The organism is Streptosporangium minutum (assembly GCF_002149035.1).
Lineage (GTDB): Bacteria > Actinomycetota > Actinomycetes > Streptosporangiales > Streptosporangiaceae > Streptosporangium > Streptosporangium minutum.
Genome location: NZ_NGFP01000172.1, coordinates 1 through 20,099, shown reverse-complemented (window position 1 = coordinate 20,099; position 20,099 = coordinate 1). Strand labels below are relative to the sequence as shown.

The window sequence follows — 20,099 nt, the reverse complement described above, 5'->3', positions numbered from 1 at the left end:
GGTCCCGCTTCCGGCGGCCCCGTTTCCAACGGTCCCGCTTCCGGCGGACGCCGGCCCGGTCTGCTCCACCCCGGTGCGATCTGTCTCGGCCTGGACCGTCTCGGCCTGGACCGTCTCGGCCCGGAGCAGTTCGACCCGGACCAGGGCGGTGGTGGCCTGGGCGTGGCGGCGGACGTTGGTGAGCGCCTCCTGGGCGATCCGGTAGGCCGCCACCTCCACCGCCGCGGGCACGTCGCCCAGCGGGCCGGCCACCGCGATGTCCACCCTCGGTCCCGGCGCGTCGGCCAGCGCGCGCAGGGAGCCGACCAGGCCGAGGTCGTCCAGCGCGGGTGGGCGCAGGCCGTACACCAGGTCCCTGACGTCGCCGATCGCGGCGCCCATCTGGTCGCGCACGCGGATCAGCAGCTCTTCCACGGCCTCGGGATCCCGCTCCAGCCGGAGCCTGGCCTCGTCCACGGTCATCGCCAGGCTGGCCAGCGTCGGCCCCAGCCCATCGTGCAGGTCACGGCGGAGCCTGCGTCGCTCCTCCTCCCGGGTGGTGAGGATGCGCTCCCTGGAGCGTCGCACGTCGGCGGTGAGCCGTACGGCGTGCGCCAGCTCCGCCAGGTGCCGGGCCAGCGCGTCCAGCAGGTCCGGCGAGGCGCCGGGCCCGTTGCGGAGCAGCCGCCCGACCGGCTCCCCGTGCCAGACCAGCGGAGTCTCGACCGGCCGGTCTCCCAGCTCGCCGTCGAGGACGACCCCGGTGTGCCCGCCGTGGACCTCGACGGCGACGCCGTCGGCGCGGAGCGCCTGGCGCACCAGCGCTGCGGCCGTGACCAGCCCCTCAGCGGGATCGACGGCCTCCTGCAGGGTGCGGCTCAGCCGGTCGGCCACCCGGTAGGGGTCGCGCTCGACCCGGAGCAACCGGTCCACGACCCGCTGCAGGCGCAGCCGTGCCGGGTGGAAGACCGCACCCGCGGCCAGCGCCGCGACCAGCCCGGCCACCGCGTCCTGGCTGCCGGCCGACGTGGTGACCAGCCAGGTCAGCCCGGAGTAGATCCCGCCGGTGACCACCGCCAGCCCGCCGTACACCAGGACGCGGTTGAGTACGAGGTGGACGCCGGACGGCCGGGGTCCCGGCCCCCGGGCAGGGGGTGTCGTCACTGCCATGACCGAAGGATCCCCCACCCCGTGTCCCGCCGTCCCGGGGCTGGTGTCCCGTTCCGGGGCGGATTCCGGGATCCCGCCGAACCTGGGCGCGCCCGCGTGCGCCTGGACGGTCCGATTCCGCCCGAGGGCGGATCACCGATGCCGGCGGTGCGTCCGCGTGTGTCTGGGCATTCCGGGCGTGCCGGAGGGCGGATCACCGGTGCCGGCGGTGCGCCCGTGTGTGTCTGGACGGTCCGGGCGTGCCCGAGGGCGCCCTGATGAGGACGGCGGGCCTCCGATCACCGGCCCGGGAGCCTTCAGCCGGGAGACGCGGCCCGCGCCGATCTCGGCCCCGGCCGGACCGGCCGGTCGGATCACCCGCTCTGGCGGGGGCTGTCCCCCCGGTGACTACCCTGGAGGGCGTGAGCCGTACTGAGAACTCCGAGGACCTGTTCGCCCGCGCACGTGAGATCGTCCCGGGAGGTGTCAACTCTCCGGTCCGCGCCTTCGGGGCCGTCGGGGGCACCCCCCGCTTCATGGCCTCCGGCCAGGGGCCCTACATCACCGACGTGGACGGCAACCGCTACGTGGACCTGGTCTGCTCCTGGGGGCCGATGATCCTCGGGCACCGGCACCCGGCCGTGATCGAGGCGCTGCAGGACGCCCTGGCGGCGGGCACCTCGTTCGGTACGGCGACGCCCGGCGAGGTCGAGCTCGCCGAGGAGATCGTCGCCCGGGTGGAGCCGGTGGAGAAGGTCCGCCTGGTCAGCTCGGGCACCGAGGCCACCATGTCCGCGGTACGGCTGGCCCGCGGCTTCACCGGCCGGTCCAAGGTCGTCAAGTTCGCCGGCTGCTACCACGGCCACGTGGACGCCCTGCTCGCCTCGGCGGGGTCCGGCCTGGTCACCTTCGGTCTGCCCGACACCCCCGGCGTGACCGGCGCCTCGGCCGCCGACACGGTGGTGCTGCCCTACAACTCGGTCGAGGCCGTGACGGAGGCCTTCCGGACCTTCGGCGCCGAGATCGCGTGTGTGATCACTGAGGCCTGCCCGGCCAACATGGGGGTCGTCCCGCCGCTGGACGGGTTCAACGCCACGCTGCGCGAGCTCTGCACCGCGCACGGCGCCCTGCTGATCATCGACGAGGTGCTCACCGGTTTCCGGGTGTCGGAGGCCGGATGGTACGGCCTCGACCCGGTGGACGCCGACCTGATGACCTTCGGCAAGGTCATGGGCGGCGGTCTGCCCGCCGCCGCGTTCGGCGGCCGCGCCGACGTGATGGCCCACCTCGCTCCGGAGGGGCCGGTCTACCAGGCCGGCACCCTGTCCGGTAACCCGCTGGCCTGCGCCGCCGGCCTGGCCACCCTGCGCGCCTGCGACGACGAGGTCTACGACCGGGTCGACGCCTCCGCCCTGGTCATCGGCCGCGCCGCCGCCGACGCCCTGGCCGCCGCCGGGGTGCCGCACCGCCTGCAGCGCGCGGGCAGCCTGTTCTCCGTCTTCTTCACCGAGGACCAGGTCACCGACTTCGACGGGGCCCAGAAGCAGAACACCGCCGCCTACCGGGCCTTCTTCCACGCCATGCTCGACCAGGGCGTCTACCTGCCCCCGTCGGCCTACGAGGCCTGGTTCCTGTCGGCCGCCCACGACGACGAGGCCCTGTCCCGCGTCGCCGACGCCCTGCCGATCGCCGCCAAGGCCGCCGCCCAGGCCTCCTAACGGGGCAGCTTGTCCAGATCGACGTCGATGGGGAAGGGGACCGGGACGGTCAGGCGTCCGTGGTGGATGCCGGTGAGGCTGTAGGCGCCGGTGGCGGGATCGAGCTCGTAGACGTGGACGACGGGGCTGCCGTCGTTGCTCTCGACCCGCCAGAAGTGCGCGATCCCGGCTTCGGCGTAGCGGAACGGCTTGGTCTTGCGGTCTCGGTCCTCGGACTCGGGTGAGACGATCTCGACGACGAGGTGGACCTCGTCGGGGGTGTAGAACGTCCGGTCGTCGTCGACGGCGGCCACCGTGTTGATGATCACGATGTCAGGACAGGGACGCATCCTGGGCCCGAGCTTGACGTCCATCTGATCGACCGACGACAGGTGCTCGGGAGCCTGTGCGTCGAGGGCCTCGGTGAGGCGGCGGATCATGCGCTGGTGAAAGCGCTTCTGGGGGGAGACGAAGACGAGAGCTCCATCGATCAGCTCGACGTGCTTGAAGAAGTCGGGCTCGCCGTTCGGTCCCTCTGCCGGAAGGCGGTCGAGGTCGTCGGCGGTCCATCCCCATGGGGGTGGGGACGGCCAGTAGTCGAGTGCGCCACTCACGTCGGTCACCGCAACATCGTCTCCGTCACCCGGTGTGTTCATTCAGATCGTCTCCGTTGCCTTCGGTCCATTCTCTCCGCTTCCGGCGTTGATGTCAGAGGGGTGCCTCTTCTTGATGGAGTGAATCGCGACTTCAATGTGAACAAATTGTTTGCTTCAAATTGTTGACAACGATTTGTTGGAAGGGCCATGCTGGTCGCATGAACGCCGAGTCTGATCAGACGCCCGACCCCTTCACCCCGCCCGACCCGGCCCAGGCGCGGGCGCATCGCGTGTACGCGTCCCTTTTCCGCATCGCCGAGCGGCACGCGGCCACCGAGGCGCAGCGCTCCCGGCAGGTCCACCCCGACGTCCTCGGCCCGCACGAGGCCATCAGGCTCGTGTCCGTTCTCGCGGGAGGCGCCGCGGAGCGGGAGGAGGGGGAGCCGGAGGTGGACAACGCCGACATCACCGCCGCCCTGACCCTCATCCCGCTGGCACGCGCGGAGATGGACCAGCTGGAGGCGGGGCTCCTGCTGATGGCGCGCGGCCGCGGCCTCACCTGGCAGGAGATCGCCTTCGGCCTCGGCCTCGGCACCTCCCAGGCCGCCAGGCAGCGCTACGAACGTCTGGCCGGTCGCGTGACCCCCGACGGGGGCGGCGGTGGCGCGGGAGCAGAGGCAGGTGACACGGACAGGTGACACGGACGGCGGGGGTGGTGCGGCGGATCAGGGGGGCCGGCGCTCCCCTGTCCTACCCTGATCCACGTACGGCGGCCCACCGCCGACCCGGCGCGCCGTACGCCCGGCGGCATCCTGCCCCCTACGGCCGCGGCCGCCGGGTGTGCCAGTCGGTGACCTTCTGGTACGCGTGGGCGAGCGCCAGCAGCGTGGCCTCACCCCACGCGGGCCCGGCCAGCTGAACGCCGATCGGCAAGCTGTCCGCGCCGAATCCGCAGGGGATCGAGACCGCCGGCAGGCCGGTCCCGTTCAGAGGCACGGCGTACAGAGGTCCGCCGATCGGCTCGGTCAGCCTCCCGGTGGCCTCCATCCTGGGAGCCGTGCGTTCACGGCTCGGCAGGACGAGGACGTCGACACGCGCGAACAGTTCGGCCAGCTCCGCGCGGAGTCGCTGGGTGGCGCGCAGGGCGTCGACGTAGTCGGGCGCGGGTACGGCCAGCCCGCCCTCCAGCCGCTCACGGATCTGGGGGATCAGGTCCGCGGGACGCTCCCGCAGGAACCGGCGGTACTCCGCCGAGGCCTCGCAGGCCAGGATGGTGGAACCGGCCTCCGCGGCGGCTTTCCACGCCGGGACCTCGACGTCGACGACCTCCAGCCCCATGTCCTGCAGGGCGGCGAGTGCCACGGTCAGGGCGGCGGCCGTATCGGCGCTGAGCGGCTCCCACAGGCAGCCGCGTAGCACCCCGGCCCTGAGGCCGCGCACGGAGCGGCGGAGCGGCGTCGCCCGGCCGGCCCCCTCCCGGTGCGACGCCTCGGCCCGCCCCGGGTCATGGTCCGCGACGGCGTCGAACAGCACGGCGCAGTCTTCCGCCGAGCGCGCCATGGGCCCGGCATGGTCCAGCGTCCGGGCCAGCGGTATGACCCCGGTCGTCGGGACACGGCCGAACGTCGGCTTGAGGCCCACGACGCCGCACCAGGCCGCTGGGTTACGGATCGAACCAGTCGTGTCGGTACCTATGGCACCCGGCACCAGGCCCGCCGCCACGGCCGCGCCGGACCCCATGCTGGAGCCGCCGGCATACCGCTGGAGGTCCCACGGGTTACGGGTCGGCCCGTAGTGGTAGGCGTCAAGCGGCCCATAGGCGAATTCGGGCAGATTGGTCTTCCCGAAGACGATGGCGCCCGCCGCCCGCAGCCGGGCCACGATCACGGCGTCGCCGGTGGCCCTCGCGTCCGCGAGGACCCTGGAGCCCGCGGTGGTCCGCTCTCCTTCGACGTCGATGTTGTCCTTGACGGCGATCGGCACGCCGTGCAGCGGTCCCCGCACGTCCCCGCGACGCAGTTCCTTTTCCGCGACGCGGGCGTCGGCGAAAATGCGCTCCGACGGAAGCGAGACGAAGGCGTTGAGCAGGGGCTCCAGTGACGCGCAACGGGCCAGCAGCGCCTGGCACAGCTCCACGGGTGAGAGCTCGCGGGCGGCCAGCATCGGACCGAGTTCGGAGATGCCCAGGAAGTGGAGATCGCTCATGACCGGCTCCGTCTGCCGTCCGTCCCTCCGGTGCCCGGAAGGCCTGCCGCGAGCCGCTGCCCTGTCCGGCGGCTCCCCGCCTTCCGCGAGCGGCCGGTGAGCGGGGTCTCAGTCATCGGAGATCGTGTTGCGCAGCACACCGATCCTGTCGATCTCGACCTCGACGGTGTCGCCCGGCCGCATGAAGACCTGCGGTGACCTGCGCGCTCCGACGCCCCCCGGAGTGCCGGTGGCGATGACGTCTCCCGGCGCGAGCGTGGTGAACGTCGACACGTAGGAGATGATCCGCGGGATCGAGAAGATCATCTCGTTGGTCGTCGCCTGCTGCATGATCTTGCCGTTGAGGCGGCAGGACAGGGTGAGGGCGCTGTCGGCGGGTATCTCGTCCATGGTGACCATCCAGGGCCCGAAGGCGCCGGTCCGCGGGAAGTTCTTACCTGGAGTGTACTGGTGCGTGTGACGCTGGAACTCGCGCACGGAGCCGTCGTTGTAGCAGCTCAGCCCGGCTACGTGGCGCCAGGCCGTATCGGGGGCGATCCGGCGGCCGGAACGTCCGATGACGACGGCGACCTCGGCCTCGTAGTCGAGCGTGTCGCTCTCGCGCGGGCGCAGCAGCGGGCTGTCGTGGCCGGTCTGCGACTCGGGGACACGCAGGAACACCGCCGGCTGCGCGCTCACCGAGTTTCCCGTCTCGGCACGGTGATCTTCGTAGTTCAGGCCGACACAGATGATCTTGCCTGGATTGGGGATCACCGGGAGCCAGGTCACGTCGGACGCCGCGTAGTCCACCTTGTCCAGATGTTCGCTCGCGAGCACCGTCGCGTCGTCGTCGATGAGTGACTTGAGATCGGGATGGCGGGTGCCGAGACGCGCTCCGAGGTCGACCAGGCCGCGGTCGGTGACGGCGCCGTAGGTGGTGGCACCCTGAGGAGTCTGGAAGGTTGTAAGTCTCATATCGTCACATGTCCTGGATGACGGCGATGGCGTTGATCTCGATGAGCATGTCGGGGTGGACCATCTTCGACACCTCAAGGAGGGTCGAAGCCGGCGGCGGCGAGGGGAAGTACTCGCGACGCACCCGGTGGATCGCCGTGAAGTGCTCGATGTTCCTGACGAAGACGTCGACGCGCACGATGTCCTCCATCGCCCCGCCCGCCGCCTCGACCAGGTTCTTCATGTTGTCGCAGACGCGCCGGGTCTGCGCGTCGATGTCGCCCGCCCCGGTGACCGTGCCGTCGGGCAGGCGCGCCGTCATCCCGGACAGGAACAGGAGCCTGCCGCGCGCCTGGGTCGCGATCGCCTGGGAGAAGTGCCCGCTGGGGGAACTGACGGCTTCCGATGTCACTTGCTGCTTCGCCATGACGGCCCTTCACGTGAGGGTTCGTTCCGATGATGTTCTGCCGGGCGCCGGGAACGGAGCCGGTGACGGCCCGCGCCGGCCCGGCGGGAGCCGGCCGTGATCGTCCTGCTGTGGATCACAGGAGAATTTCGCGCAGCACGGTACGGGCGTCCATCTCGTACTCGCAGTCGACCACCGGCGGGCTGGCCAGGTGCCAGGTGACCGCTCCGGTGCCGGCGCCGTAGGCGAAGATCTCCTCGCGGAGCAGCGGTCCCACCTCGTGCAGGGTGTAGGCCTGAGTGTTGAGGACATGGCGCCATTGGAGGCCGAGCACACGGAGCCGCTCCTCCTGCTCCGCCCGGACGAAACGCAACTTGTCGCGCATGGCGTCGATGGACGTATCTCCCCGGCGGACGATGCTGTCGCGATACTCCCCCGGACCTTGGGCGCACTCGGCGTTGCCCGCCAGCACGAAGGTCGGCTGAGGACTGTCGGACTCGACCGTGTACGAGAAAGCGTGCAGTGACGGCACTTCCGGCTTGTCGTAGGCGGGGCAGACGTTCGTCCGGGCCACCGGGTTGACGCCGTCGGAGTAGAGACCCCAGCGTTCCAGGGTCTTGACGTACACACGGTTGAAGTCGATGAAGCCCTGCTCGGTGAAGGGGGCCGACGACCTCAGCTCGCAGGCCGCGAACGCGGTGGTCGGCCGTCCGATGGCCGTCAGATGTCTCTCGGCGGCGGCGAAGCCCTCGGCGAGCGGAACGGGACGGGCGAAGCGCACCCGCTCCAACGCGAACCCCGGGGCCGCGGCCACTCCGCTGGAGAACTGGAACACGCCTTCGACCTTGATGAAGCGGTATCCGCCCGGGTGGAAATCCAGGAGCTCCATGACACCTCCCTTTCTCTTTGTCTATCGTACTACAAACGACTTTAGCGGCAAGATGCCTGGTCTGAGAAGTGGAACAGGGGTGCGGGATGCCCGACGAGGCCGCTCTCCGGCCGCCTGGGCGCCGTGGTCCGACGGGAGAGTCAGACGTGCGGCGTGAAAAAAGGAGCGGCCCGCGTCACCGACGCGGACCGCTCCTCACATGGTGGGTCACCTGGTGGGCCGTCGAAACCGCTCACATGCGGCGGACGACCTCGAACACCACGTAACCGTTGTCGACGTCGACGAGCGACACGGCCATCATGCGGCCTTCACGCGTGTAGTGGCGTTCCAGGAGCCGCGTGAACGCCTCGCCCTCCGGGATCTGCAGCCGCGTCTCGCCGCTCCGGCTCACCGTGGCCAGGATCTCGACGACCGCGTGGTCGATGGGCTCGACCAGATAGGCGCGCGCGAAATCGAACTGCGTGGGCGGGTCCTGTCGGGGCAGGCCGGAGGGGTCTTGGAGCAGGGACCACGGAACCGCGTCGCGGATGCAGATGGCCAGGTGCCCGTCGGCGTAGAAGCGGGTGTCGGTGAGGAACGTCTCCCCGTCGGGGAGGCTGTCGCCGAAGGCCGCGACCAGGTCCTTGGGCAGCCGTTCCACCCTGCAGCGATCCGCCTCGACATGGACGTCGTGCCCCTTCTCCCGCAGCAGGTCCGTGAAGCCGACCAGCCGTTGCAGGGCCAGCGCGGAGGGATGGACATGCTGGTTGATCGTCGTGCCCAGCGCGCGGCGCCGGGTGATGATCCCTTCCCGCTCCAGGCTCGCCAGCGCACCGCGGACCGTCGTGCGGCTCACGTTGAGCATGCCCGCCAGATCGTCCTCGTTAGGCAGTTTGTCCACGAACTGCTTGTCGAGGATGGCCTTGAGGATGGTGCCCCGCACCTGATCCACGAGAGGTGCCTTGTTGAACGGCTGAATGGCCACGCTGCCTTCTCTGAGTTGGCACTCTGTCTTCGTCCTACGATATACGTTACATGTTGGATGGAAGTCCTCATGAAGACACCACGTTTTCGCCCGCCGGTTCGGCCCGGTGGGCAGGGGGTGCCGCCGCGGCGCCCGCCCGCCCCCGTGTCAGCAGGAAGTAGAGGACGGCGCTGACGCCGATGCCGGCTGCCCAGGAGAGATCCACGTTCCCCGTCGCGCGGGCGACGGGGCCCTGGAAGGCTCCGATGGCACCGTACTGGAACGCCCAGGCGGAGGCGAGGCCGGCGAGGAACGCCGAGACCGCTCGCATGTTGACGTCGCCGTACCGGGAGGTGCGCGGGTCGGCGTAGAGCGCGTCGCAGTCCACCTGCCGCTTGCGTACGACGTACCAGTCGACCAGCGTCACACCGGCCCAGGGGCTGAGCCATATGACCACCGACGACATGAAGTTGGTGAAACCGGCGGCGAAGCTCTCGGACTCGATGAAGACGAACAGGGGGAGGAAGCCGACCACGCCGGTGAGCAGGCTGGCGGTGGTGCGCTTGAGCTTCATGTCGAGCGAGAGAAGTCCGAGCGAGGCGGTGTAGATGTTCACGATGTTGGTGCCCACCGGCCCGTGCAGGATCACGAACAGGACGGGAACGGTCATGACGCCGAAGAGGGAGGCGACGATCTCGGCCGGATCGCCCGCCTGTGAGGCCGTACCGGAGAGCGCTCCGAGAATCGACAGCCAGGACAGGGGGGCGAAGATGCCCATCGCCGAGGCGGCGTACAGACGCCTGGGGGAGACGCCGGGCCGGGTGAACCTGCTGTAGTCCGAGGCCCACGTGATCCACCCCATCCCCCATCCGACGCCGACCGCGGTCAGCAGCTGGGTGGCGGCGGTGAACCGCTCGCCGCCGGCCAGCGACGATTCGGTCCAGCTGATGTCCCCGAGCCTGGTCAGCACCACCACGGTCATGATCACCATGACCACGGCCACGACCGGGACGGTGTACTTCTCGAACGTGCGGATGGCGTAGAAGCCCAGGACGCCGATGACGACCTGGACGATCATGATCGCGACCGCCAGCCCGTACTTGACGGTGTCACCGGGCTGCAGGCCCATCTGGTGGGCGATGCCAAGACAGAGGTCCAGCACGACGTAGGTGTTGATGCCGATCCACCCCGTGGCCATGAGCGTCTGCAGGAGCGCGGGCAGATAGGCGCCGCGGCGTCCGAACGTCGCCCGCGCGAGGACCATCTGGTTGACGCCGGTGCGGTGCCCCATCAGCGCGAACAGGCCGAAGATGAGGGCTCCGACGGCCTGCCCGATGACGGCGATGAGGATGGTCTCGAGCAGGCTCAGCCCCAGCGCTATCCCCACGGTCCCGACGATCCAGCTGATCGGTGCGAGGTTCGCGCCCGCCCAGATCCAGAACTGCTGCAGCGCCGTGGCGTCACGTCCTCCGGGCGGTACGGGTCTGATGCCGATCTCGTCGACGTGCAGGGCTTCCTCGAGTTCTCGCCGTTCGTTGTCTCCGGCACTCATTACGCCACCTCTCTACCCCTCGATCTTGAAATCGGGGTGAGCTTTGTCATACGTATGCCATTGTGTAGGGGAGGGGAACCTGTGCGTCAAGAGTCGTTCACTCATCGTTTCCTGGAGAACGTCCCGCTCAGCGACGTGATCAAGCACCGCGTCGGCCCTTCCTGGCCTTGACAGGAATCTGGGGCGGGGAGAATAGTGGTCCAAGGTAATACGAATGACCAATCCGTTCGGTGTGTGGCGTCACGACGTCACACGGGACGGCCGGCAAGGCGCAGGAGGATGCGATGCTGCGAGGGATAGTCGTCAGGGGATCCGAAGGCAAGGCCTACGAGACCGGCCCGGCGCTCTTCAAGGTCGGTGGCCGTGACACGGAAGGCCGGATCGACTTCATGATCATGGATCTCGAGTTCCACACCGGCCCGAAACTCCACGTCCACGAGCGGCAGGAGGACACCTTCTACATCCTCAGCGGCGTGCTCACCATCCAGATGGGCGAGGAGGTGTACGACCTGGAGCCGGGGGACTTCGCGACCGTACCGCCCGGCCTTCCCCACACCTTCGACAACCTGCGCGAGGACCAGGGGCCGGTGCGGGTCGTCAACATCATGACCCCCGGTGGATACGAGGAGCTCTTCGGCGAGTTCGACGAGCTGCCCGAAGGCGCCGGCCAGGAGGAGATCGAGGCCATCTACGCCAAGTACGAGGCCAAGCTCGTCGGCCCGGCGCTGCACGAGAGACTCGGGCGCGCCTGATCGACGGATCCCACGGTGACACACATGACCGGACCGCTGTCCGACGTGGTCGTCCTCGACCTGTCCAGAGCGCTCGCGGGCCCGCACGCGGCCATGATGCTCGGAGACATGGGGGCGCGGGTCATCAAGGTGGAGCACCCCGGCTCCGGCGATGACACCCGCGGCTGGGGCCCTCCTTTCGTGGGGCCTGAGGGCCGGCGCGAATCGACCTACTTCCTGTCCTGCAACCGCAACAAGGAGTCAATCGCGCTGGACCTCAAGTCCGAGGCGGGGCGTGACGTGCTCGGCCGGCTCGTCGGCCGGGCCGACGTGCTGGTGGAGAACTTCCGTCCCGGCGTGCTGGCCCGCCTGGGCTTCTCCACCGAGCGCCTGCACGAGCTCAATCCCGCACTCGTGATCCTGTCGATCAGCGGCTTCGGGCACGACGGGCCCGAAGGCGGCAGGGCGGGCTACGACCAGATCGCCCAGGGCGAGGCCGGGCTCATGACGCTGACCGGCCCGTCGGCCGAGGAACCGACGAGGGTCGGCGTCCCGATCGGCGACCTTCTGGCAGGCATGTACGGCGCGTACGGCGTGGTCTCGGCGCTGCACGAACGCGCACGCACGGGCAGGGGCCGAGTGGTGCGCACCAGCCTGCTCGCGGCGATCGTGGGGGTCCACGCCTTCCAGGGCACCCGGTGGACGGTGGCCGGTGAGGTGCCGCGGCCGACCGGCAACCACCATCCGTCCATCTGCCCGTACGGCCTGTTCCACACCGCGGACGCGCCCATCCAGGTGGCGGTCGGCAGCGACGGCCTGTGGCGGGCGTTCGCGCCGCTCGTCGGGCTGGATCCGGCCGACCCGCGATTCGCGGTCAACGGCGACCGCGTCGCCCACCGGCGGGAGCTGATCGACACGATCGAGGCCGCCTTCGCCGCCGAACCCGCCGAAGTGTGGCTGGCACGGCTCGACCAGGCGGGGATCCCGGCGGGCAGGGTCCGCACCCTCGACGAGGTGTACGAGTGGCCGCAAACCCGGTCGCAGGGGCTGCTCATCGACGTCGAGCATCCCACTCTCGGCGTGGTGACCCTGCCGGGGCCGCCGCTGCGACTCGACGACGCCCCGTACGCCGGGGGACGGGAGGGGCACCTGCCGCCCCCGACCCTGGGCGAGCACACCGACACGATCCTGGCTTGGTTGGAGACATGACATCAGCGCCGGTACACACGCCCGCGGTCACGGATCGGTGCCCATGACCGTCCAGACGGGACTCGGCGCCGTCTCTCTCATCGAGGCCGTCGTGGATCCCGGATCCTGGCGGAGCTGGGACGAACCCGTCTCCTCCGTACCCGCCGACCCCGCCTACCGCGCCGATCTGGCCCGCGCCCGGGAACGCACCAACCTGGACGAGGCCGTCGTCACGGGAGAGGGGACGATCGGCGGACACCGGGTCGCGGTCATGACATGCGAGTTCGCCTTCCTCGGCGGATCCATCGGGATCGAGGCCGGCGAGCGGCTCGTGCGAGCGGTCGAGCGCGCCACCCGGGAAGGGCTCGCCCTCCTCGCGTCGCCTTCGTCGGGCGGCACACGGATGCAGGAGGGCACCCTGGCCTTCGTCCAGATGGTGAAGGTGACGGCGGCGATCGCCGACCACCGGAAGGCGGGACTGCCCTACCTCGTCTACCTCCGGCACCCCACCACCGGTGGCGTACTGGCCTCCTGGGGATCGCTCGGCCACGTGTCGGCCGCCGAGCCCGGCGCGCTCGTCGGCTTCCTGGGGCCCCGCGTCTACGAGGCCATACACGGCGCGCCGTTTCCCGACGGCGTGCAAACCGCGGAGAACCTCTTCGCGCACGGCCTGCTGGACGCCGTGTTCCCGCCGTCCCGGCTCGCCGAGACGGTGGCGCGCGTCCTGAACGTCCTGCACGCGCCGCGGGAGTTTCCGGCGGCAGGCCTTCCCGCGCACGACGCCTCCAGCGGATCGGTCACCGCATCGGCCGGCGGTCTCCCCGCCGCCGAGTCGATCGGCAGGTCCCGGCGCGCCGACCGCCCGGGGGTGCGAGCCCTGCTCGACCGGGCGGCCAGTGATGTCACCCCGCTGAGCGGGACCGCCTCGGGCGAACGAGACCCGGCCCTGCTGCTCGCCCTCGCCCGCTTCGGGACCGTCCCCTGCGTGGTCCTCGGTCATGACCGGGACCTGCCGGACGGTCATCCCGCTCTCGGCCCGGCGGGGCTCCGAGCGGCTCGCCGCGGCATGCACCTGGCAGCCGAGCTGGGGCTGCCCCTGGTGTCCATCATCGACACGGGCGGTGCCGCACTGTCCCGGGAGGCCGAGGAGGGTGGGCTGGCCGGAGAGATCGCACGGTGCCTGGCGGACCTCGTGGTCCTTCCCTCGCCGACCGTGTGTCTCCTGATGGGGGAAGGGGTCGGCGGCGGAGCGCTCGCCCTGCTGCCTGCCGATCGCGTCATCGCGGCACGGCACGCCTGGCTCTCCCCGCTTCCCCCCGAAGGGGCCTCCGCGATCCTGTACCGGACGACCGACCGGGCGGCGGAGATCGCCCAGCGGCAGGGGGTGCGCTCCACCGATCTGCTGAGAAACGGTGTCGTCGACCGGATCGTCGCGGAACTCCCGGACGCCGCCGACGAACCGGAGGTGTTCCTCGCGCGCGTGGGCGTGGTCCTCGAAGAGGAGCTCGCCGCGCTTGCCCGGCGCGACCCCGCGGAACGGATCGCCGCGCGCCGCGAACGGTACCGCCGGCTCGGGTGATCAGCCGGCCGTCGTTGGTCCCGGCCCGGGGGATTCAGACCTTCGGCCTGGCGGGCGTAGTGGTTCCGGTCCTTTTATACGCCGGCCGGACCCTCGCGGCGCGCACCCCCGGGAACCGCCGCACCGTCAGCGAAGCGACGCGGACCGTCCGCCGCGAAACTAAGCGCGGGTCGAGGCCTCCCGGTGCGAGCCGGAGGGGTCGGGCGGTCCGGGCTCCGGGCTCTGCCGGGGTGCCTTCCCGGCGGAGGCCGTACGGCTCGCGGGGCGGGTGCCGGCGAACAGGACGCCGGAGATGATGAGGGCGGCGGCGGCGAGTTTGACCGGGGAGACGGGCTCTCCGGTGAACAGGGCGGCGGAGGACATCCCGAAGACGGGGACGAGCAGGCTGTAGGGGGCGACCACCGAGGCGTCGTACCGCTTCAGCAGGAAGCCCCACACGCCGAAGCCGCCCAGGGTGGAGATCAGCGCCACATAGAGCACCGACAGGGTGCCCTCCGCCGAGAACTCCAGCCGGGGGACCCCCTCCACCAGCAGGGACAGGCCCAGCATGGGAACGGCTGCCACCGCGCTCAGCCACACCATGAAGCGCAGCGAGTCCGGCGGCGCGGCCTTTCTGAGGGTGATGTTGCCCGCGCCCCAGGCGAGCGCGGAGCCGACGACCAGGACGAACGCGCCGATCGGGCCGCCGTCGCCCAGGTCCAGCGCGATCAGGGCCAGTCCCGCGAACGCGATGCCCATCCCGGCGACCCGGCGGGCGGTGATCCGCTCCTTGAGCAGCGCCACCGCGAGGATCACGGTGAAGACCGCCTGGACCTGGGCGACGAGGGAGGTGAGGCCGGCGGGCATGCCGGCCCGCATGCCCAGCAGGAGCAGGCTGTACTGCGTGACGCCGAGCGTGGCCCCGGCGGCGAGGACCCACCGCCAGGGCACCCGGGGGCCGCCGACGAACAGCACGGCGGGGAAGGCGGCCAGGGTGAAGCGCAGCGCCACGTAGAGCAGTGGCGGAAAGTGCCTGAGTCCCGCCTCCATGACCACGAAGTTGAAGCCCCAGACGGCGGCGAGGCCGATGGCCAGGAAGAGATGCCTGGTTCGCATCTACTTATCCTTATTTACAATGATAATTCAGCACAAGCGAGACTTTCTTACCGCCATCATTTAGAGTTGCTTACATGTTGGATCTCAACCGTCTCAAGGCCCTGCATGCCGTGTCCGTCTACGGATCGGTCGGCGCGGCGGCCGACGCGCTCATGGTGACCCCGTCCGCGGTGTCGCAGCAGCTCGCCAAGCTGGAGCGGGAGACCGGCGCGACGCTGCTGGAGCGCAACGGGCGCGGGGTGCGGCTGACCGACGCGGCCGGCCTGCTCGCCGACCACGCCGAGCGCATCCTCGCACTGGTGGAGACCGCCGAGGCCGACTTCGAGGCATTGCGGGGGGAGGTCGTGGGGCGGTTGAGCATCGGGGCCTTCCCCACGGCGGCCCGGGGGCTGCTGCCCGGCGCGCTGGTCCACCTGCGGGAGCGCCATCCCGACCTCCGGCTCCAGCTCATCGAGCGGGAGCCCGAGCGGCAGATCCGCGAGGTGGCCAGGGGCGAGCTCGACCTCGCGGTGGTCCAGGACTGGGTGAACCGGCCGATGGCCATCCCCGAGGGGCTGTCGCGCGCGATGCTCTTCGACGACATCGCCGACGTCATCCTGCCCGAGAGCCACCCGCTGGCCGCCCGGTCCGAGATCGAGCTCGCCGAGCTGTCCGGAGATCGCTGGATCAGCTCCTCGCCCGGCACGATCTGCCACGACTGGCTGGTCTACACGCTGCGCTCGGCCGGGCTGGAGCCCGACATCGCCTGCATGGCGGATGAGTACCCGACCCAACTCGCCCTCGTCGCGGCCGGGCAGGGCTGTGCCATCATCCCCCGCCTCGGCCGTGACCACCTCCCCTCCGGGGTGCGGGCCGTCCCGATCCTGCCGCGCCCGATCCGCAAGATCTACGCGCTCTGGCGGAGCGACGCGGCCCGGCGTCCGGCCATCAGGGCCGCGGTCGAGGCGCTCAGGGCCGTCTCGCTCTCCCACCAGCCGGTCGAGCCGGTCGAACCGGCCGAGGAGCGGGCCACCGGCTGAGGGCGATCGTCACCATCATCACCACCACGCCGCCGCCGTTGACGGCGGCGGCCGGACCGGTGCGATCAGGCTCCGGCGGCGGACGGTCGGCGTCACCGGGGCCGGGGCGAGGACCGGCGCGAACCGCCGCGAGAAGCGGCCTTTAGAACGCGGCCCCCGGATGTGACCGGCTACGACCCTGATCGCGTCCCTCTGGCACGGCCAGAACCGTCCGTCTATACGCGCTATTCACCCGTACCAGTCGGTAGGCTTGCGGCACCATGGCTGAGACCACCGTCGTTCACCTCCTGCGCCACGGTGAGGTGCACAACCCCGCTAACGTCCTTTACGGCAGGCTGCCCGGATACCACCTGTCGGAGACCGGCAGGCAGATGGCCGAGACGGTCGCCAAGTCGGTCGCCGGACGTGACGTCGTCGCCCTGTTCTCCTCCCCGCTGGAGCGGGCACGGGAGACCGCGGCCCCGCTCGCCGCGGCCTTCGGCCTGGAGATCACGGTCGACGACCGGCTCATCGAGGCGGAGAACATCTTCGAGGGCGTCCCGGTCGGCAACGGCGACGGGGTCTTCCGCAGCCCGCGCCACTACCGCCATCTGTGGAACCCGCTCCGTCCCTCCTGGGGCGAGCGCTACACCGACGTGGTCCAGCGGATGAAGGGTGCGATCGACACCGCCCGCGAGGCGGCTCGCGGGCACGAGGCGATCATGGTCAGCCACCAGCTCCCGATCTGGATCATCCGGCTCGCGGCCGAGCGCAGGCGGCTCCCGCACGACCCCCGCCGCAGGCAGTGCGGGCTGGCCAGCCTCACCAGTTTCTCCTTCGAGGGAGACCGGCTGATCAGCGTGGGTTACAGCGAACCCGCAGGCGCGCTCGTCAAGCGCCCCACTGTGCCGGGCGCGTGACCTCGCCGGTAGAGTTACTGCTCTACCGGTTGTAGTACAGGGAGACCCTGCCTCTGATGCGCGCACAATCCTTCGCCGCTGCCGTGCTGCTCCTGACCGTGGCCGGATGCGCCGGTACCCAGGGGAACCAGCCGCAGACCGGGGACACCCGCTTCGTGGCCGGCGATGGCAAGATCACCGTATTCGAGGCCGCCGACCGCAAGCCCGCCCCCGCGGTCGAGGGGGAGACCCTGGACGGCGGCTCCGCGACGCTCGCCGCGCACAAGGGCAAGGTCGTGGTGCTGAACTTCTGGGCCTCCTGGTGCGCGCCCTGCCGGGCCGAGGCCCCGGTGCTCAAGGACATCGCGGCCAAGACCAAGGCCGGCGGCGTGGAGTTCCTCGGCATCGACTTCAAGGACCGCAAGGCCGACGCGATCGCCTTCGAACGCACCCAGCAGTCCGGCTACCCGAGCATCTTCGATCAGCCGGGCAAGGTCGCGCTCTCCTTCCAGGGCACGGTCCCCCCGGCGGCCATCCCCTCGACGCTGATCATCGACCGGCAGGGCCGGATCGCCGCCCGGGCGCTCGGCGCGGTCAAGTACAACGATCTCCTCAACGCGGTCAACAAGGTCGGCGATGAGAGGTAACCCGGAGCGGCGGTGGAGGCGCGATGAGCGCTGATCTGGCGAGCACGGTGGCGAGCGGGTCGCTCGCACTGGCGCTGCCGATCGCGTTGGCGGCCGGTCTGGTCTCCTTCCTGTCGCCGTGCGTGCTGCCGCTGGTCCCCGGCTATCTGTCTTACGTGACCGGGATGAGCGCCGACCCCAAACGGGGACGCATGGTCACGGGCATCGCGCTGTTCGTCCTCGGCTTCGCCGCGGTGTTCGTGGCGGGCGGGGCGCTCTTCGGCGGGCTCGGCGCGGCGCTGCTCGGCAACGCCGACATCATCACGCGGGTGCTGGGCGCGCTCACCGTCGTCCTGGGGCTGGCCTTCATGGGGGTCATCCCGGGCCTCCAGCGAGACTTCCGCATCCACCGGCTCCCGGCCGCCGGCCTCGCCGGCGCGCCACTGCTCGGCGTGGTGTTCGGCCTCGGCTGGACCCCCTGCATCGGCCCCACCCTCGGGGTCGTCCTCACCCTCGGCCTCACCGAGGGCAGTGCCGGACGCGGCGCGCTGCTCGCCTTCGTCTACGCCCTCGGTCTCGGCCTGCCGTTCCTGGCGGCCGGACTGGCCTACCGCAAGGCCCTGCACACCTTCAAGGCGGTCCGCCGCCACTCGCAGCTGATCACCAGGGTGGGCGGGGGCATGCTGGTCGCGGTCGGCCTGCTGCTCGTCACCGGGCTCTGGGGGGAGCTCATCGTGACGATGCAGGGATGGATCGGCGGATTCGAGCCGGTGATCTGATGGAGGAAGTCGAGCAGACCGCCGGGGAACGGCAGGCGGGCGGAAGCAGTCCCGACTCAACGAGCAGCCGAGTGAGCGCGAGCGTGAACACGACCCTGACCGAGAAGAAGCCCGAGGCAGGGCCCGCGAAGCTCGGCCCCGTGGGGTGGGCGCGCTGGTTCTGGCGCACGCTCACCTCGATGAAGACCGCGCTGATCCTGCTGTTCCTGTTCGCGCTGGCCTCGATCCCGGGATCGATCTGGCCGCAGCGCGGCGTCTCCGACGCCGCGGTCGTCCAGTACTTCGACGACAGCCCGCGGCTCGCCGAGTGGCTGGACCGGTTCTGGCTGTTCGACGTGTTCAAGGCGCCGTGGTTCGCGGCCATCTACCTGCTGCTGTTCCTGTCGCTGATCGGTTGCGTGCTCCCGCGCACCAAGGCCCACCTGCGCGAGCTGCGCAGGAAGCCGCCCGCGCCGCCGCGCAACCTGGTCCGGCTGCCCCAGCACGCCTCGTTCGAGAGCGACCTGACCGTCGAGACGGCGGCCGCGCGGCTGCGGGCCAGGCGGTTCCGGGTGACCACAGGCCCGGACTGGGTCGCCGCCGAGAAGGGCTACCTGCGCGAGACCGGCAACCTGGTCTTCCACGTCGCGCTGCTGGGACTGCTGGTGGCGGTCGGGATGGGCACGCTGTACGGCTACCGCGGCAATGTGCTGGTCGTGGAGGGCGAGGGCTTCGCCAACACGGTCGCGGCCTATGACCGTTACATGCCCGGCCAGCAGGTGAGCGCCGAGTCGCTGGAGCCCTTCTCCTTCGCTCTCGACGACTTCCAGGCCACCTACATCGCCAGTGGGGAGCGGCGGGGACAGCCGCTGGACTTCGAGGCGAAGCTCAAGGTCACCGACGCCCCCGGGGCGCCCGAGCGCGACTACGCCCTCAAGGTCAACGACCCGCTGGAGGTCAACGGCACGCAGACCTACCTGATCGACCACGGGTACGCGCCCACCTTCAAGATCACGGACGGCAAGGGGCAGGTCGCCTTCGACGGCCCGGTGCCGTGCCTGGTCGCCCAGCCGGCGAACTTCACCTCCGAGTGCGTGATCAAGGTGCCGGACGCCCAGCCGGAACAGCTCGGCCTCCTCGTGGCCTTCCGGCCGACCACCGTGCCGCTGAACAACGACTGGGTGTCGGTCTTCCCCGGCGCCGCCAACCCCACGGCCCAGGTCTACGGCGCGTTCGCCGGTGACCTGGGAATGAAGAACGGCCGGCCGCAGTCGGTCTACGAGCTCGACCCGGCCAGCCTGAAGAAGATGAAGCCGCTGGTCATGAAGGCCGACCCGCTGGCCGTGGGCAAGAAGCTCGACCTGCCCGGCGGCACGGGCTCCATCGAGTTCACCGGTGTCAAGGAGTGGATCGCCCTCCAGATCGCCTACGACCCGGGCCGGATGCCCGCGTTCGTGGCCTCCACGCTGGCCGTCCTCGGCCTGGTGCTCTCCCTGACCGTTCGACGCCGCAGGGTGTGGGTACGGGTGAAGGACGCGCCGGCGGAGGCGTCCGGCGGGTCCGGTCACGAGCATGACCGTAAACACGTCGAGGTGGGCGGTCTCACGCGCACCGAAGGCAGCGATTTCAGCGACGAGTTCGCCGAGATCGTCTCTGTTCTGAATCCAGGAGTGAAGGATGCCCGCTGAGGTCGACGCCGGCCTCGCCCTGTTGAGTGATCAGCTCATCTTGGCGACGGTGCTGCTCTACGTCTTCGCAATGATCGGCTACGCCCTCGATCTCGGCTTCGGCCGGTCAAAGGTCAAGGCCAGGGCGGTCGCCGAACCCGCGCTCGTCACGGTCGGCGGTGGTCCGGCCGCCCCGCCCGCCTCGGAGG

General features: G+C 70.5%; 19 protein-coding genes and 1 pseudogene. 11 read left to right on the top strand and 9 right to left on the bottom strand.

From position 1 onward, the window contains the following. A partial coding sequence (locus CA984_RS29985; RefSeq protein ID WP_086576865.1) for a sensor histidine kinase occupies nucleotides 1-1,149 on the bottom strand: 1,149 nt, incomplete at its 3' end. 401 nt (nucleotides 1,150-1,550) lie between these two features. Here CA984_RS29985 and hemL point away from each other — a divergent pair. Further along, nucleotides 1,551-2,846: a glutamate-1-semialdehyde 2,1-aminomutase gene (gene hemL / locus CA984_RS29980; RefSeq protein ID WP_108724631.1), complete on the top strand. Its 1,296-nt coding sequence runs from the start codon at nucleotides 1,551-1,553 to the stop codon at nucleotides 2,844-2,846. Here the strand turns inward: hemL and CA984_RS29975 are convergent. After that, nucleotides 2,843-3,448 carry a Uma2 family endonuclease gene (locus CA984_RS29975; RefSeq protein WP_242676250.1) on the bottom strand — a complete coding sequence of 202 codons (606 nt, stop codon included), beginning with the start codon at nucleotides 3,446-3,448 and terminating at the stop codon, nucleotides 2,843-2,845. The two genes, hemL and CA984_RS29975, sit on opposite strands and share 4 nt — an antisense overlap. A gap of 191 nt (nucleotides 3,449-3,639) precedes the next feature. Here CA984_RS29975 and CA984_RS29970 point away from each other — a divergent pair, with 191 nt between their 5' ends. Next, complete coding sequence (locus CA984_RS29970; RefSeq protein WP_086576862.1) at nucleotides 3,640-4,119, top strand: DNA-binding protein; 480 nt, start codon at nucleotides 3,640-3,642, stop codon at nucleotides 4,117-4,119. Between the two features lie 121 nt (nucleotides 4,120-4,240). On the opposite strand, the gene CA984_RS29965 is transcribed toward CA984_RS29970, so the two are convergent. The 6 genes from CA984_RS29965 to CA984_RS29940 all read right to left on the bottom strand — a co-directional run bounded on the left by CA984_RS29965 (nucleotide 4,241) and on the right by CA984_RS29940 (nucleotide 10,349). After that, nucleotides 4,241-5,626, bottom strand: coding sequence for an amidase (locus tag CA984_RS29965; protein ID WP_086576861.1), 1,386 nt, complete (start codon nucleotides 5,624-5,626; stop codon nucleotides 4,241-4,243). A gap of 108 nt (nucleotides 5,627-5,734) precedes the next feature. Beyond that, complete coding sequence (locus CA984_RS29960) at nucleotides 5,735-6,580, bottom strand: fumarylacetoacetate hydrolase family protein (RefSeq protein ID WP_086576860.1); 846 nt, start codon at nucleotides 6,578-6,580, stop codon at nucleotides 5,735-5,737. 4 nt (nucleotides 6,581-6,584) lie between these two features. Beyond that, nucleotides 6,585-6,986 carry a RidA family protein gene (locus CA984_RS29955; protein WP_086576859.1) on the bottom strand — a complete coding sequence of 134 codons (402 nt, stop codon included), beginning with the start codon at nucleotides 6,984-6,986 and terminating at the stop codon, nucleotides 6,585-6,587. Between the two features lie 115 nt (nucleotides 6,987-7,101). Further along, a complete protein-coding gene (gene cnbZ, locus CA984_RS29950) occupies nucleotides 7,102-7,854 on the bottom strand; it encodes a 2-amino-5-chloromuconate deaminase CnbZ (protein ID WP_086576858.1) in 753 nt (250 codons plus the stop codon). Nucleotides 7,855-8,086: 232 nt separating this feature from the next. Continuing rightward, the gene (locus CA984_RS29945; protein WP_165781464.1) at nucleotides 8,087-8,818 is read right to left on the bottom strand and encodes a GntR family transcriptional regulator; all 732 of its coding nucleotides are present in this window, start codon (nucleotides 8,816-8,818) and stop codon (nucleotides 8,087-8,089) included. Nucleotides 8,819-8,885: 67 nt separating this feature from the next. Further along, complete coding sequence (locus CA984_RS29940) at nucleotides 8,886-10,349, bottom strand: purine-cytosine permease family protein (RefSeq protein WP_086576856.1); 1,464 nt, start codon at nucleotides 10,347-10,349, stop codon at nucleotides 8,886-8,888. 284 nt (nucleotides 10,350-10,633) lie between these two features. Between CA984_RS29940 and CA984_RS29935 the strand changes: the two genes are divergently transcribed. Genes CA984_RS29935 through CA984_RS29925 form a run of 3 tightly spaced genes read left to right on the top strand, consistent with a single transcriptional unit; the run spans nucleotide 10,634 to nucleotide 13,847 of the window. Beyond that, complete coding sequence (locus CA984_RS29935; RefSeq protein ID WP_086576855.1) at nucleotides 10,634-11,101, top strand: cupin domain-containing protein; 468 nt, start codon at nucleotides 10,634-10,636, stop codon at nucleotides 11,099-11,101. A 24-nt stretch (nucleotides 11,102-11,125) separates the two neighbouring features. Then, nucleotides 11,126-12,289, top strand: coding sequence for a CaiB/BaiF CoA transferase family protein (locus CA984_RS29930; RefSeq protein WP_086576854.1), 1,164 nt, complete (start codon nucleotides 11,126-11,128; stop codon nucleotides 12,287-12,289). A gap of 43 nt (nucleotides 12,290-12,332) precedes the next feature. Next, nucleotides 12,333-13,847 carry a carboxyl transferase domain-containing protein gene (locus tag CA984_RS29925; RefSeq protein ID WP_086576853.1) on the top strand — a complete coding sequence of 505 codons (1,515 nt, stop codon included), beginning with the start codon at nucleotides 12,333-12,335 and terminating at the stop codon, nucleotides 13,845-13,847. A 159-nt stretch (nucleotides 13,848-14,006) separates the two neighbouring features. Here the strand turns inward: CA984_RS29925 and CA984_RS29920 are convergent, their stop codons facing one another. Continuing rightward, nucleotides 14,007-14,942, bottom strand: a complete 936-nt coding sequence (locus CA984_RS29920; protein WP_086576852.1) for an EamA family transporter — start codon at nucleotides 14,940-14,942, stop codon at nucleotides 14,007-14,009. A gap of 74 nt (nucleotides 14,943-15,016) precedes the next feature. Here CA984_RS29920 and CA984_RS29915 point away from each other — a divergent pair, with 74 nt between their 5' ends. The 6 genes and pseudogenes from CA984_RS29915 to CA984_RS29890 all read left to right on the top strand — a co-directional run. Continuing rightward, nucleotides 15,017-15,961: a LysR family transcriptional regulator gene (locus tag CA984_RS29915; RefSeq protein WP_086576851.1), complete on the top strand. Its 945-nt coding sequence runs from the start codon at nucleotides 15,017-15,019 to the stop codon at nucleotides 15,959-15,961. A 260-nt stretch (nucleotides 15,962-16,221) separates the two neighbouring features. Continuing rightward, nucleotides 16,222-16,860 carry a histidine phosphatase family protein gene (locus tag CA984_RS29910; RefSeq protein ID WP_086576850.1) on the top strand — a complete coding sequence of 213 codons (639 nt, stop codon included), beginning with the start codon at nucleotides 16,222-16,224 and terminating at the stop codon, nucleotides 16,858-16,860. 56 nt (nucleotides 16,861-16,916) lie between these two features. Continuing rightward, entirely contained in the window at nucleotides 16,917-17,486 is a 570-nt protein-coding gene (locus CA984_RS29905; RefSeq protein WP_086576849.1) for a TlpA family protein disulfide reductase, read from the top strand. 23 nt (nucleotides 17,487-17,509) lie between these two features. Further along, entirely contained in the window at nucleotides 17,510-18,244 is a 735-nt protein-coding gene (locus CA984_RS29900) for a cytochrome c biogenesis CcdA family protein (protein WP_086576848.1), read from the top strand. Between the two features lie 83 nt (nucleotides 18,245-18,327). Further along, on the top strand, nucleotides 18,328-19,911 hold the full coding sequence (resB, locus tag CA984_RS29895) for a cytochrome c biogenesis protein ResB (RefSeq protein ID WP_242676249.1): 1,584 nt from the start codon (nucleotides 18,328-18,330) through the stop codon (nucleotides 19,909-19,911). After that, nucleotides 19,901-20,099 (top strand): annotated as a pseudogene (locus CA984_RS29890) (c-type cytochrome biogenesis protein CcsB); the annotation flags it as partial. The gene resB and the pseudogene CA984_RS29890, both read left to right, overlap by 11 nt.